Origin of the sequence: Citrobacter sp. UYEF32 (assembly GCF_040546205.1) — a bacterium.
GTDB lineage: Bacteria > Pseudomonadota > Gammaproteobacteria > Enterobacterales > Enterobacteriaceae > Phytobacter > Phytobacter diazotrophicus.
In genome coordinates this window covers 22547-36989 of the sequence record NZ_JBEPNI010000015.1, presented here as the reverse complement: position 1 = coordinate 36989, position 14443 = coordinate 22547, and the positions used below count along the sequence as shown (strand labels likewise).

Sequence of the window (14443 nt, the reverse complement as noted above, 5' to 3'; positions counted from 1 at the left end):
GGCTACCGTCCGCAGTTCTACTTCCGTACAACTGACGTGACTGGCACCATCGAACTGCCGGAAGGCGTAGAGATGGTAATGCCGGGCGACAACATTAAAATGGTTGTTACCCTGATCCACCCGATCGCGATGGACGACGGTCTGCGTTTCGCAATCCGTGAAGGCGGCCGTACTGTAGGCGCGGGCGTTGTAGCAAAAGTTCTCGGCTAATCGCTGATAACATTTGACGCTAAGCGTAAGAAAAGGGCATCATTTGATGCCCTTTTTGCACGCTCTCGAATCAGAACCTGGCTCATCAGTGATTTTTTTTGTCATAATCATTGCTGAGACAGGCTCTGTAGATGGCGTTAAATCCGAAACGCGCCAGAGCATTTCGGTTTGGTTGCCTCGCCTATGCGGGGCAAAAATGTTTGTCTGATTCTTGTAACAGGTTGGTTTATGAGTGCGAATACCGAAGCTCAAGGGAGCGGGCGCGGCCTGGAAGCGATGAAGTGGGTTGTTGTTGCTGTTCTGTTGCTCGTAGCGATCGTTGGCAACTACCTTTATCGTGACATGATGCTGCCGCTGCGTGCGCTGGCCGTTGTGATTCTGATTGCTGCAGCAGGTGGTGTCGCGCTGTTGACGACGAAGGGTAAAGCGACCGTTGCGTTTGCCCGCGAAGCGAGAACTGAAGTCCGTAAGGTAATTTGGCCTACTCGCCAGGAAACATTGCACACCACATTGATCGTAGCTGCGGTAACTGCGGTTATGTCACTTATTCTGTGGGGACTGGATGGTATTCTGGTTCGCCTCGTTTCCTTTATCACTGGCCTGAGGTTCTGAGATGTCTGAAGCTCCTAAAAAGCGCTGGTACGTCGTTCAGGCGTTTTCCGGTTTTGAAGGCCGCGTAGCGACTTCGCTGCGTGAGCACATCAAATTACACAATATGGAAGAGTTGTTTGGCGAAGTTATGGTGCCGACCGAAGAAGTGGTCGAAATCCGTGGCGGCCAGCGTCGTAAAAGCGAGCGTAAATTCTTCCCGGGTTACGTACTGGTCCAGATGGTCATGAACGACGCAAGCTGGCACCTGGTGCGCAGCGTTCCGCGCGTAATGGGCTTCATCGGTGGTACTTCCGATCGTCCGGCGCCGATCAGCGATAAAGAAGTTGATGCGATTATGAACCGCCTGCAGCAGGTGGGTGATAAGCCGCGTCCGAAAACGCTGTTCGAACCAGGTGAAATGGTCCGCGTTAACGATGGTCCGTTTGCTGACTTCAATGGTGTGGTCGAAGAAGTTGACTACGAGAAGTCCCGCCTGAAAGTTTCTGTTTCCATTTTCGGTCGTGCGACCCCGGTGGAGCTGGACTTTAGCCAGGTAGAGAAAGCCTAAAAAAAGGCGATCAAATGTTGCACAAGGCGCGAAGTTGGCATACAATTTCGCGCCTTTTGATTTTATGGGTCCCGTACCCGTAAAACGAATTTAAACACGGGGAGCCCTTCCGGGCGCTATAACCCAAACGAGGAATTTAGAATGGCTAAGAAAGTCCAGGCCTACGTCAAGCTGCAGGTTGCAGCTGGCATGGCAAACCCGAGCCCACCGGTTGGTCCGGCTCTGGGTCAGCAGGGTGTTAACATCATGGAATTCTGTAAAGCGTTCAACGCGAAAACTGATTCCATGGAAAAAGGTCTGCCGATTCCGGTTGTTATTACCGTTTACGCTGACCGTTCTTTCACTTTCGTTACCAAAACGCCTCCGGCAGCAGTTCTGCTGAAGAAAGCGGCTGGTATCAAGTCTGGTTCCGGCAAGCCGAACAAAGACAAAGTAGGTAAAATTTCCCGCGCTCAGCTGCAGGAAATCGCGCAGACCAAAGCTGCCGACATGACTGGTGCCGACATTGAAGCGATGACTCGCTCCATTGAAGGTACTGCACGTTCCATGGGCCTGGTAGTGGAGGACTAAGAAATGGCTAAACTGACCAAGCGCATGCGCGTGATCCGTGACAAAGTTGATGCGACCAAACAGTACGACATCAACGAAGCTATCTCTCTGCTGAAAGAGCTGGCCACTGCTAAATTCGTAGAAAGCGTTGACGTTGCTGTTAACCTCGGCATCGATGCGCGTAAATCTGATCAGAACGTACGTGGTGCTACTGTACTGCCGCACGGTACTGGCCGTTCCGTTCGCGTAGCCGTATTTACTCAGGGCGCAAACGCTGAAGCTGCTAAAGCTGCAGGCGCTGAGCTGGTAGGTATGGAAGATCTGGCAGACCAGATCAAAAAAGGCGAAATGAACTTTGACGTTGTTATTGCTTCCCCGGATGCAATGCGCGTTGTTGGCCAGTTGGGCCAGGTTCTGGGTCCGCGTGGCCTGATGCCAAACCCGAAAGTGGGTACTGTAACGCCGAACGTTGCTGAAGCGGTTAAAAACGCGAAAGCAGGTCAGGTTCGTTACCGTAACGACAAAAACGGCATCATTCACACCACCATCGGTAAAGTGGATTTTGACGCTGACAAATTGAAAGAAAACCTGGAAGCTCTGCTGGTTGCGCTGAAAAAAGCAAAACCGACTCAGGCGAAAGGCGTGTACATCAAGAAAATCAGCATCTCCACCACCATGGGTGCCGGTGTTGCAGTTGATCAGGCTGGCCTGAGCGCTTCTGCAAACTAATGCCTTTACGTGGGCGGTGAATTTGTCTACAATTTTACCCCCACGATTCTGTTGAAAGATACAGACGCTATGCGAGTCATTTGAATTGCGGCAAGGCGGCAAGCGAGTGAATCGCCAGGAGCATAGTTAACTATGTGACTGGTGTGAGCGAGAGCAGGCAACGCAGCAGCAGTTCGAAGGACGAAGTCATAGACAAGATTTGTTCGTTGGAGCCTGGCCTATCCAGGCCTCCGTCGAAGACCGCAGGTGTTTCGTAAGAGACTTAATCCCCTGCGTAGACGGTGACAGAACGCTAAGATTATTTTTTATACTCTGGCTTGTTTCTGCTCACCGTATTAAGACGCTCTTCTCGTTGGGAAGAGTGAAGTGAGTTCCAGAACATTTTGTTCTGGCAAACATCCAGGAGCAAAGCTAATGGCTTTAAATCTTCAAGACAAACAAGCGATTGTTGCTGAAGTCAGCGAAGTAGCCAAAGGCGCGCTGTCTGCGGTTGTTGCGGATTCCCGTGGCGTTACCGTAGATAAAATGACCGAACTGCGTAAAGCAGGTCGCGAAGCCGGCGTATACATGCGTGTTGTTCGTAACACCCTGCTGCGCCGTGTTGTTGAAGGTACTCAGTTCGAGTGCCTGAAAGACGCGTTCGTTGGTCCGACCCTGATTGCATACTCTATGGAACACCCGGGCGCTGCTGCTCGTCTGTTCAAAGATTTCGCGAAAGCGAATGCAAAATTTGAGGTCAAAGCCGCTGCCTTTGAAGGTGAGTTAATCCCGGCATCCCAGATCGATCGCCTGGCAACTCTGCCGACCTACGAAGAAGCAATTGCACGCCTGATGGCAACCATGAAAGAAGCTTCGGCTGGCAAACTGGTTCGTACTCTGGCTGCTGTACGCGATGCGAAAGAAGCTGCTTAATCGCAGTTGTCTTTGTAACGCATTCGCTTACGTATAAACTTATTCTGATATTCAGGAACAATTTAAATGTCTATCACTAAAGATCAAATCATTGAAGCAGTATCCGCTATGTCCGTAATGGACGTTGTTGAGCTGATCTCTGCAATGGAAGAAAAATTCGGTGTTTCCGCTGCTGCTGCTGTAGCTGTAGCTGCTGGCCCGGTTGAAGCTGCTGAAGAAAAAACTGAATTCGACGTAATTCTGAAAGCTGCTGGCGCTAACAAAGTTGCTGTTATCAAAGCAGTACGTGGCGCAACTGGCCTGGGTCTGAAAGAAGCTAAAGACCTGGTTGAATCTGCACCTGCTGCCCTGAAAGAAGGCATCAGCAAAGACGACGCCGAAGCACTGAAAAAATCTCTGGAAGAAGCTGGCGCTGAAGTTGAAGTTAAATAAGCCAACTTTTCTGGTTGAAGCCTGAGAAATCAGGCCGATGGCTGGTGACTTTTTAGTCACCAGCCATTTTGCGCTGTAAGGCGCCAGCAGCATTTCACACTGTTTGACTGCTGGTAGTCCTGACAATGTTTGTTTCTATCGACGACTTAATATACTGCGACAGGCGCCTCGCTCTGTGTAAATCGCAATGAAATGATTTAAGCGTGATAGCAACAGATATTGCGGAAAGTATTCGATTTTCCGGTCAACAAAATGGTGTTGCATAAACTGTCCCTCCGATGGACAGAGTGGGTCGACTTGTCAGCGAGCTGAGGAACCCTATGGTTTACTCCTATACCGAGAAAAAACGTATTCGTAAGGATTTTGGTAAACGTCCACAAGTTCTGGACATTCCATATCTCCTTTCTATCCAGCTTGACTCGTTCCAGAAGTTTATCGAGCAAGATCCTGAAGGGCAGTACGGCCTGGAAGCGGCTTTCCGCTCCGTGTTCCCAATTGCCAGCTATAGCGGCAATTCTGAACTGCAGTACGTCAGCTACCGTCTTGGCGAACCTGTATTTGACGTTAAAGAATGTCAAATTCGTGGCGTAACCTATTCCGCACCGCTGCGCGTAAAACTGCGTCTGGTGATCTACGAGCGCGAAGCGCCGGAAGGCACCGTTAAAGACATTAAAGAACAAGAAGTGTACATGGGCGAAATTCCGCTCATGACCGACAACGGTACTTTTGTCATCAACGGTACTGAGCGCGTTATCGTTTCTCAGTTGCACCGTAGTCCTGGCGTTTTCTTCGACAGCGACAAAGGCAAAACCCACTCTTCTGGTAAGGTGCTTTATAACGCGCGCATCATCCCTTACCGTGGTTCCTGGCTGGACTTCGAGTTCGATCCGAAAGACAACCTGTTTGTTCGTATTGACCGTCGTCGTAAATTGCCTGCGACCATAATTCTGCGCGCACTGGATTACACCACTGAGCAGATTCTTGATCTGTTCTTTGAAAAAGTTGTCTTCGAAATTCGCGACAACAAGCTGCAGATGGAACTGGTGCCGGAACGCCTGCGTGGCGAGACTGCATCTTTCGACATCGAAGCTAACGGTAAAGTCTATGTAGAAAAAGGCCGCCGCATTACTGCGCGCCATATTCGTCAGCTGGAAAAAGACGAAATTCAGCACATCGAAGTACCGGTTGAGTACATCGCTGGTAAAGTCGCGTCCAAAGATTACGTGGATGAGTCTACCGGTGAGCTGATCTGCCCGGCGAACATGGAGCTGAGCCTGGATCTGCTGGCTAAACTGAGCCAGTCTGGTCACAAGCGTATCGAAACGCTGTTCACCAACGATCTGGACCACGGTCCGTACATCTCTGAGACTGTACGCGTCGACCCAACCAACGATCGCCTGAGCGCGCTGGTAGAAATCTACCGCATGATGCGTCCTGGTGAGCCGCCGACTCGTGAAGCTGCTGAAAGCCTGTTCGAGAACCTGTTCTTCTCCGAAGACCGCTACGATCTGTCCGCGGTTGGTCGTATGAAGTTCAACCGTTCTCTGCTGCGCGACGAGATCGAAGGTTCCGGTATCCTGAGCAAAGAAGACATCATCGAAGTGATGAAGAAGCTCATCGATATCCGTAACGGTAAAGGCGAAGTCGATGATATCGACCACCTCGGCAACCGTCGTATCCGTTCCGTTGGCGAAATGGCGGAAAACCAGTTCCGCGTTGGCTTGGTCCGCGTTGAGCGTGCGGTGAAAGAGCGTCTGTCTCTGGGCGATCTGGATACCCTGATGCCTCAGGACATGATCAACGCCAAGCCGATTTCTGCGGCAGTGAAAGAGTTCTTCGGTTCCAGTCAGCTGTCTCAGTTTATGGACCAGAACAACCCGCTGTCTGAGATCACGCACAAACGTCGTATCTCCGCACTCGGCCCAGGCGGTCTGACCCGTGAACGTGCAGGCTTTGAAGTTCGAGACGTACACCCGACTCACTACGGTCGCGTATGTCCTATCGAAACGCCTGAAGGTCCAAACATCGGTCTGATCAACTCCCTGTCCGTGTACGCACAGACAAACGAATATGGCTTCCTTGAGACGCCGTATCGTAAAGTGACTGACGGTGTTGTAACCGACGAAATTCACTACCTGTCTGCTATCGAAGAAGGCAATTACGTTATCGCTCAGGCGAACTCCAACCTGGATGACGAAGGCCACTTTGTAGAAGATCTGGTTACCTGCCGTAGCAAAGGCGAATCCAGCTTGTTCAGCCGCGATCAGGTTGACTACATGGACGTATCCACCCAGCAGGTGGTTTCCGTCGGTGCGTCCCTGATCCCGTTCCTGGAACACGATGACGCCAACCGTGCATTGATGGGTGCGAACATGCAACGTCAGGCGGTTCCGACTCTGCGCGCTGATAAGCCGCTGGTTGGTACCGGTATGGAACGTGCTGTTGCCGTTGACTCCGGTGTTACTGCGGTTGCTAAACGTGGTGGTATGGTTCAGTACGTTGATGCGTCCCGTATCGTTATCAAAGTTAACGAAGACGAGATGTACCCAGGCGAAGCCGGTATCGACATCTACAACCTGACCAAGTACACCCGTTCTAACCAGAACACCTGTATCAACCAGATGCCGTGTGTCTCTCTGGGTGAGCCAATCGAGCGCGGCGACGTGCTGGCAGATGGCCCGTCCACTGACCTTGGTGAACTGGCGCTCGGTCAGAACATGCGCGTCGCGTTCATGCCGTGGAACGGTTACAACTTCGAAGACTCCATCCTCGTATCTGAGCGTGTTGTCCAGGAAGACCGTTTCACCACCATCCACATTCAGGAACTGGCGTGTGTGTCCCGTGACACCAAGCTGGGGCCGGAAGAGATCACCGCTGACATCCCGAACGTGGGTGAAGCTGCGCTCTCCAAACTGGATGAATCCGGTATCGTTTACATCGGTGCGGAAGTGACCGGCGGTGACATTCTGGTTGGTAAGGTAACGCCGAAAGGTGAAACCCAGCTGACCCCAGAAGAGAAACTGCTGCGTGCGATCTTCGGTGAGAAAGCGTCTGACGTTAAAGACTCTTCTCTGCGCGTACCAAATGGTGTCTCTGGTACCGTTATCGACGTTCAGGTCTTTACCCGCGATGGCGTAGAAAAAGACAAACGTGCACTGGAAATCGAAGAGATGCAGCTCAAACAGGCCAAGAAAGACCTGTCTGAAGAACTGCAAATCCTCGAAGCCGGTCTGTTCAGTCGTATCTACGCGGTGCTGGTTTCCGGTGGCATCGAAGCTGAGAAGCTCGACAAACTGCCGCGTGACCGCTGGCTGGAACTCGGCCTGACCGACGAAGAGAAACAAAATCAGCTGGAACAACTGGCTGAGCAGTATGACGAACTGAAACACGAGTTCGAGAAAAAACTCGAAGCGAAACGCCGCAAAATCACCCAGGGCGATGATCTGGCACCAGGCGTGCTGAAAATCGTTAAGGTTTATCTGGCCGTTAAACGCCAGATTCAGCCGGGTGACAAAATGGCAGGTCGTCACGGTAACAAGGGTGTTATCTCGAAGATCAACCCGATCGAAGATATGCCGCACGATGCTAACGGTACGCCGGTAGATATCGTACTGAACCCGCTGGGCGTACCGTCTCGTATGAACATCGGTCAGATTCTGGAAACCCACCTGGGTATGGCTGCGAAAGGTATCGGCGATAAGATCAATGCCATGCTGAAACAGCAGCAAGAAGTCGCGAAACTGCGCGAATTCATCCAGAAAGCGTATGACCTCGGTGCCGATGTTCGTCAGAAAGTTGACCTGAACACCTTCAGCGATGAAGAAGTACTGCGTCTGGCTGAGAACCTGAAAAAAGGTATGCCAATCGCAACGCCGGTATTCGACGGTGCGAAAGAAGCTGAGATTAAAGAGCTGCTGCAACTGGGTGACCTGCCGACTTCCGGTCAGATCACACTGTATGACGGCCGCACCGGTGAACAGTTCGAGCGTCCGGTAACCGTAGGTTACATGTACATGCTGAAACTGAACCACCTGGTCGACGACAAAATGCACGCTCGTTCTACCGGTTCTTACAGCCTGGTGACTCAGCAGCCGCTGGGTGGTAAGGCGCAGTTCGGTGGTCAGCGCTTCGGGGAGATGGAAGTGTGGGCGCTGGAAGCTTACGGCGCCGCCTACACCCTGCAGGAAATGCTCACCGTTAAGTCTGATGACGTGAACGGTCGTACCAAGATGTATAAAAACATCGTGGACGGCAACCATCAGATGGAACCGGGCATGCCGGAATCCTTCAACGTACTGTTGAAAGAGATTCGTTCGCTGGGTATCAACATCGAACTGGAAGACGAGTAATTCTCGCTCAAACAGGTCACTGCTGTCGGGGTAAAACCCGACAGCAGAGTGTGCTAACTCCGACGGGAGCAAATCCGTGAAAGACTTATTAAAGTTTCTGAAAGCGCAAACTAAAACCGAAGAGTTTGATGCGATCAAAATTGCTCTGGCTTCGCCAGACATGATCCGTTCATGGTCTTTCGGTGAAGTTAAAAAGCCGGAAACCATTAACTACCGTACGTTCAAACCTGAGCGTGACGGCCTTTTCTGCGCCCGTATTTTCGGACCAGTAAAAGACTACGAGTGCCTGTGCGGTAAGTACAAGCGCCTGAAACACCGTGGTGTGATCTGTGAGAAGTGCGGCGTTGAAGTGACCCAGACTAAAGTGCGCCGTGAGCGTATGGGCCACATCGAGCTGGCGTCTCCGACTGCTCACATCTGGTTCCTGAAATCTCTGCCGTCCCGTATCGGTTTGCTGCTGGATATGCCGCTGCGTGATATCGAACGTGTTCTGTACTTCGAATCCTATGTGGTTATCGAAGGCGGTATGACGAACCTGGAACGTAACCAGATTCTGACCGAAGAACAGTATCTGGACGCGCTGGAAGAGTTCGGTGACGAATTCGACGCGAAGATGGGTGCGGAAGCTATCCAGGCCCTGCTTAAGAGCATGGATCTGGAGCAAGAGTGCGAGCAGCTTCGTGAAGAGCTGAACGAAACTAACTCCGAAACCAAGCGTAAGAAGCTGACCAAGCGTATCAAACTGCTGGAAGCGTTCGTACAGTCTGGCAACAAGCCGGAGTGGATGATCCTGACCGTTCTGCCGGTTCTGCCGCCAGATCTGCGCCCGCTGGTTCCGCTGGATGGTGGTCGTTTCGCAACGTCAGATCTGAACGATCTGTATCGTCGCGTTATTAACCGTAACAACCGTCTGAAACGTCTGCTGGATCTGGCTGCGCCGGACATCATCGTACGCAACGAAAAACGTATGCTGCAGGAAGCGGTTGACGCCCTGCTGGATAACGGTCGTCGCGGTCGTGCGATCACCGGTTCTAACAAACGTCCTCTGAAATCTTTGGCCGACATGATCAAAGGTAAACAGGGTCGTTTCCGTCAGAACCTGCTCGGTAAGCGTGTTGACTACTCCGGTCGTTCTGTAATCACCGTAGGTCCATACCTGCGTCTGCATCAGTGCGGTCTGCCGAAGAAAATGGCGCTGGAGCTGTTCAAACCGTTCATTTACGGCAAGCTGGAACTGCGTGGCCTGGCCACCACCATCAAAGCCGCGAAGAAAATGGTTGAGCGCGAAGAAGCTGTAGTCTGGGATATCCTGGACGAAGTGATCCGCGAACACCCGGTACTGTTGAACCGTGCGCCAACTCTGCACCGTCTGGGTATCCAGGCCTTTGAACCGGTACTGATCGAAGGTAAAGCTATCCAGCTGCACCCGCTGGTTTGTGCGGCATACAACGCCGACTTCGATGGTGACCAGATGGCTGTTCACGTACCGCTGACGCTGGAAGCCCAGCTTGAAGCGCGTGCGCTGATGATGTCTACCAACAACATCCTGTCTCCGGCGAACGGCGAACCAATCATCGTTCCGTCTCAGGACGTTGTACTGGGTCTGTACTACATGACCCGTGACTGTGTTAACGCCAAAGGCGAAGGCATGGTGCTGACTGGCCCGAAAGAAGCAGAGCGTATTTATCGCGCTGGCCTGGCCTCTCTGCATGCGCGCGTTAAAGTGCGTATCACTGAGTATGAAAAAAATGCACAGGGCGAATTTACGTCTAAAACCAGCCTGATCGATACGACCGTTGGTCGTGCGATCCTGTGGATGATCGTGCCGAAAGGTCTGCCGTTCTCTATCGTGAACCAGCCTCTGGGTAAAAAAGCGATCTCCAAAATGCTGAACACCTGTTACCGCATTTTGGGTCTGAAACCGACCGTTATCTTTGCTGACCAGACGATGTACACCGGCTTTGCTTATGCAGCGCGTTCAGGTGCATCTGTTGGTATCGATGACATGGTTATCCCGGAGAAGAAACACGAGATCATCTCCGAGGCGGAAGCCGAAGTGGCTGAGATCCAGGAGCAGTTCCAGTCTGGTCTGGTTACCGCAGGCGAACGCTATAACAAAGTTATCGATATCTGGGCTGCGGCGAACGATCGTGTATCCAAGGCGATGATGGACAACCTGCAGACCGAAACGGTTATCAACCGTGAAGGTAAAGAAGAGCAGCAGGTTTCCTTCAACAGCATCTACATGATGGCCGACTCCGGTGCGCGTGGTTCTGCGGCACAGATTCGTCAGCTTGCTGGTATGCGTGGTCTGATGGCGAAGCCGGATGGCTCCATCATCGAAACGCCAATCACCGCGAACTTCCGTGAAGGTCTGAACGTACTCCAGTACTTCATCTCCACGCACGGTGCGCGTAAAGGTCTGGCGGATACCGCACTGAAAACAGCGAACTCCGGTTATCTGACGCGTCGTCTGGTTGACGTTGCGCAGGATCTGGTTGTGACCGAAGACGATTGTGGCACCCTCGAAGGTATCACCATGACCCCGGTTATCGAGGGTGGTGATGTTAAAGAGCCACTGCGCGATCGCGTACTGGGTCGTGTAACGGCAGAAGATATTCTGAAGCCGGGTACAGCAGACATTCTGGTTCCACGCAACACGCTGCTGCACGAGCACTGGTGTGACCTGCTGGAAGCGAACTCTGTTGACTCCGTCAAAGTGCGTTCCGTTGTATCCTGTGACACCGACTTTGGCGTTTGTGCGCACTGCTACGGTCGTGACCTGGCGCGTGGCCACATCATCAACAAAGGTGAGGCCATCGGCGTTATCGCGGCGCAGTCCATCGGTGAGCCGGGTACACAGCTGACGATGCGTACGTTCCACATCGGTGGTGCGGCATCTCGTGCGGCTGCTGAATCCAGCATCCAGGTGAAAAACAAAGGTAGCATCAAGCTCAGCAATGCGAAGTCTGTTGTTAACTCATCAGGCAAGCTGGTTGTGACCTCTCGTAACACCGAGCTGAAACTGATCGACGAATTCGGTCGTACCAAAGAGAGCTATAAAGTGCCTTACGGTGCTGTTATGGCGAAAGGTGATGGTGAGCAGGTTGCTGGCGGTGAAACCGTCGCAAACTGGGATCCGCACACCATGCCGGTAATCACCGAAGTAAGTGGTTTCATCCGCTTTACTGACATGATCGACGGCCAGACCATTACTCGTCAGACCGACGAGCTGACCGGTCTGTCTTCTCTGGTGGTTCTGGATTCTGCTGAACGTACTACCGGTGGTAAAGATCTGCGTCCGGCACTGAAAATCGTTGATGGTCAGGGTAACGACGTTCTGATCCCTGGCACCGATATGCCTGCGCAGTACTTCCTGCCAGGTAAAGCGATTGTTCAGCTGGAAGATGGCGTACAGATCAGTTCTGGTGACACCCTGGCGCGTATTCCGCAGGAATCCGGCGGTACCAAGGACATCACCGGTGGTCTGCCGCGCGTTGCGGACCTGTTCGAAGCACGTCGTCCGAAAGAGCCGGCAATCCTGGCTGAAATCAGCGGTATCATTTCCTTCGGTAAAGAAACCAAAGGGAAACGTCGTCTGGTTATCACCCCGGTAGACGGTAGCGATCCGTACGAAGAGATGATTCCGAAATGGCGTCAGCTCAACGTGTTTGAAGGTGAACGTGTAGAACGTGGTGACGTGGTTTCCGACGGTCCGGAAGCGCCGCACGACATTCTGCGTCTTCGTGGTGTTCACGCGGTTACGCGTTACATCACCAACGAAGTACAGGACGTTTACCGTCTGCAAGGCGTTAAGATTAACGATAAACACATCGAAGTTATCGTTCGTCAGATGCTGCGTAAAGCGACCATCGAAAATGCAGGTAGCTCCGACTTCCTGGAAGGCGAGCAGGTTGAATACTCCCGCGTCAAGATTGCGAACCGCGATCTGGAAGCGAACGGCAAAATCGGTGCGACCTTCTCGCGCGATCTGCTGGGTATCACCAAAGCGTCTCTGGCAACCGAGTCCTTCATCTCTGCGGCATCGTTCCAGGAGACCACGCGTGTCCTGACCGAAGCAGCCGTTGCCGGCAAACGCGACGAACTGCGTGGCCTGAAAGAGAACGTTATCGTGGGTCGTCTGATCCCGGCAGGTACCGGTTACGCGTACCACCAGGATCGTATGCGCCGTCGCGCAGCGGGTGAACTCCCAGCTGCACCGCAGGTGACTGCTGAAGATGCATCTGCCAGCCTGGCAGAACTGCTGAACGCAGGTCTGGGCGGTTCTGACAACGAGTAATCGTTGCTGACACGTTAATATAAGTTAAGCTGCACCCCAAAGGTTGGATCCCAACTGACTAAGGTGCAGTTTTTTTTGCCTTTTTTGTGCCCGCTTTTTATTGCCCCTCTCTGAATCACTCCTCTGGCGTTCTGCCAGTACCAATAAGTAAAATCCTGGATTAATTAAAATGAAATGGTGTTTTAGTTGTGTTCGTCACAATTTCTTTTCCCCTGTTTGTTAAAATACGCACCGTTAGCAGATGTTTTATCCAGGCCATTTTCATGACCAGAAATAAGGGGCTCTATTTTCATATCCTGATAGTAAGTCTTAAGCTCAAATTTATAACGACTGGTTAATTTTAATCAGCGCGTCTCTATATCATTAAATAATGCAATCTTTCTATGGATTGCCAAATTATAAAAATAATTCTGGGATTTATTTCTCAGGAACCGGCTCGTTTCAATATTACTGAAATGCTAAATAAAAGATACAAATCATTATCAGTTAATAATCAATGCTTACGGTGAAAGGGTTTATTATGGATTACGTAATTAAAATATTAGGTACCCCTGCAATAATAATTGCTTTTATTGCTTTTCTGGGTCTGGCGTTACAAAAAAGTAGCATTACGAATATTATCAAAGGCACACTCCTTGCTTTTATCGGCTTTGTATTAATTAAAACGGGTGGGAGCATACTTGGTGGTGTTCTGACCATGTTCAGCGACCTGTTCACTAATGCGTTTGGCTTGCGGGGCGTTGTCCCAAGCAATGAAGCTATCATGGCGTTGACTATTGACAAGCTCGGTCGGCCTGCCGCATTTATTCTGTTTTTCGCGATGATTATTAATGTCCTGCTGGCACGCTATACCCGTTTTAAAGCGATATATCTGTCACTGCACCTGATTGTCTTTATGTCCTTTTCCGTGACAGCCGCCCTCGTTGGCCTTGGCTACGGTGAGCAATTTGCTATTATTTTTGGCTCTGTGGTTATTGGTACCTACATGGCCGTTTTTCCTACTATATTGTCACGTTTTAGCCGAAAAATTATCGGCCACAATGAGTATTGTATAGCCCATGCTGCATCCAGTTCCTATATTATTGGTTCTTACTTAGGTAAATGGTTTGGCAATACCGCGACGAACGTTGAAGAAGTTAAAGTTAGCGATAAATTTAGTTTCCTCAAGAATGCTGATGTTGCCACTTTTCTGACCATGTTCTGTTTGCTGGGCATTTCTTCTATATTCGCTGAACATGCTTTTCTCGATAAAATGTTAGCGGGCAAACCTTATCTGGTTTGGTTATTAGAAAAATCAGCGACGTTTGCGGGTGGTTTGTACATTGCCAAGAAAGGCGTGGTCATGTTCACTGAGGAAATCGTACCTGCTTTTAAAGGCTTTTCTCAAATTGTTGCGCCCGGCTCCATTCCGGCAGTGGATCCGATGGTGTTGTTTGATAAATCTCCGAACGCGGTTCTCATCGGTTTTCTGGTGAGCTTTATGGCGGAGCTGTGTTGCGTTGCGCTGTTCCCGTTCATTGGCCTGCCGGTGATTATCCCTGGCATCATGGCGAGTTTTATTACTGGTGGCAGTGCTGCTATTTTTGGTAATGCGACCGGTGGCTTGCGAGGCGCATTGATCGCAAGTTTCGTAAACGGTCTGCTGCTGTGTGTTCTTCCAGCGTTGGTACTACCGTTGTTCAGCCATCTGGGTGTTGACAGTGTGACCTTTGCTGACCCTGATTTCACATTCCTGTCAGCCATCATTAAATACACGTTTGGTTTGGCGCATTAATCGTGCTGCAGGCCTGAATACCAGGCCTG

10 protein-coding genes are annotated in these 14443 nt (G+C 51.2%); all 10 read left to right on the top strand.

What is annotated here, in order from left to right; genetic code table 11:
- A partial coding sequence (locus tag ABIB59_RS25965) for an EF-Tu C-terminal domain-related protein (protein ID WP_044594270.1) occupies positions 1-210 on the top strand: 210 nt, incomplete at its 5' end.
- 228 nt (positions 211-438) lie between these two features.
- Positions 439-822 (top strand): preprotein translocase subunit SecE, encoded by a 384-nt coding sequence (gene secE, locus ABIB59_RS25960; RefSeq protein WP_003033128.1) that lies wholly within the window; start codon positions 439-441, stop codon positions 820-822.
- A gap of 1 nt (position 823) precedes the next feature.
- Positions 824-1369: a transcription termination/antitermination protein NusG gene (gene nusG / locus ABIB59_RS25955; RefSeq protein WP_001287521.1), complete on the top strand. Its 546-nt coding sequence runs from the start codon at positions 824-826 to the stop codon at positions 1367-1369.
- A gap of 141 nt (positions 1370-1510) precedes the next feature.
- Entirely contained in the window at positions 1511-1939 is a 429-nt protein-coding gene (rplK, locus tag ABIB59_RS25950) for a 50S ribosomal protein L11 (protein ID WP_006688357.1), read from the top strand.
- A gap of 3 nt (positions 1940-1942) precedes the next feature.
- Positions 1943-2647 (top strand): 50S ribosomal protein L1, encoded by a 705-nt coding sequence (gene rplA / locus ABIB59_RS25945; RefSeq protein ID WP_039076861.1) that lies wholly within the window; start codon positions 1943-1945, stop codon positions 2645-2647.
- Positions 2648-3061: 414 nt separating this feature from the next.
- Complete coding sequence (rplJ, locus tag ABIB59_RS25940) at positions 3062-3559, top strand: 50S ribosomal protein L10 (RefSeq protein ID WP_007704673.1); 498 nt, start codon at positions 3062-3064, stop codon at positions 3557-3559.
- A gap of 66 nt (positions 3560-3625) precedes the next feature.
- Positions 3626-3991, top strand: coding sequence for a 50S ribosomal protein L7/L12 (gene rplL, locus ABIB59_RS25935; RefSeq protein WP_002884142.1), 366 nt, complete (start codon positions 3626-3628; stop codon positions 3989-3991).
- 320 nt (positions 3992-4311) lie between these two features.
- Complete coding sequence (rpoB, locus tag ABIB59_RS25930) at positions 4312-8340, top strand: DNA-directed RNA polymerase subunit beta (protein WP_039076860.1); 4029 nt, start codon at positions 4312-4314, stop codon at positions 8338-8340.
- Positions 8341-8416: 76 nt separating this feature from the next.
- Positions 8417-12640 (top strand): DNA-directed RNA polymerase subunit beta', encoded by a 4224-nt coding sequence (gene rpoC, locus ABIB59_RS25925; protein ID WP_039076859.1) that lies wholly within the window; start codon positions 8417-8419, stop codon positions 12638-12640.
- Positions 12641-13160: 520 nt separating this feature from the next.
- On the top strand, positions 13161-14414 hold the full coding sequence (gene ulaA / locus ABIB59_RS25920) for a PTS ascorbate transporter subunit IIC (protein WP_052249179.1): 1254 nt from the start codon (positions 13161-13163) through the stop codon (positions 14412-14414).
- The last annotated feature ends 29 nt before the right edge of the window (positions 14415-14443 follow it).

Bases quoted from the DNA above. Each gene is read 5' to 3' on its own strand.
- secE (WP_003033128.1), top strand. From the start codon at position 439: ATGAGTGCGAATACCGAAGCTCAAGGGAGCGGGCGCGGCCTGGAAGCG.
- nusG (WP_001287521.1), top strand. From the start codon at position 824: ATGTCTGAAGCTCCTAAAAAGCGCTGGTACGTCGTTCAGGCGTTTTCC.
- rplK (WP_006688357.1), top strand. From the start codon at position 1,511: ATGGCTAAGAAAGTCCAGGCCTACGTCAAGCTGCAGGTTGCAGCTGGC.
- rplA (WP_039076861.1), top strand. From the start codon at position 1,943: ATGGCTAAACTGACCAAGCGCATGCGCGTGATCCGTGACAAAGTTGAT.
- rplJ (WP_007704673.1), top strand. From the start codon at position 3,062: ATGGCTTTAAATCTTCAAGACAAACAAGCGATTGTTGCTGAAGTCAGC.
- rplL (WP_002884142.1), top strand. From the start codon at position 3,626: ATGTCTATCACTAAAGATCAAATCATTGAAGCAGTATCCGCTATGTCC.
- rpoB (WP_039076860.1), top strand. From the start codon at position 4,312: ATGGTTTACTCCTATACCGAGAAAAAACGTATTCGTAAGGATTTTGGT.
- ulaA (WP_052249179.1), top strand. From the start codon at position 13,161: ATGGATTACGTAATTAAAATATTAGGTACCCCTGCAATAATAATTGCT.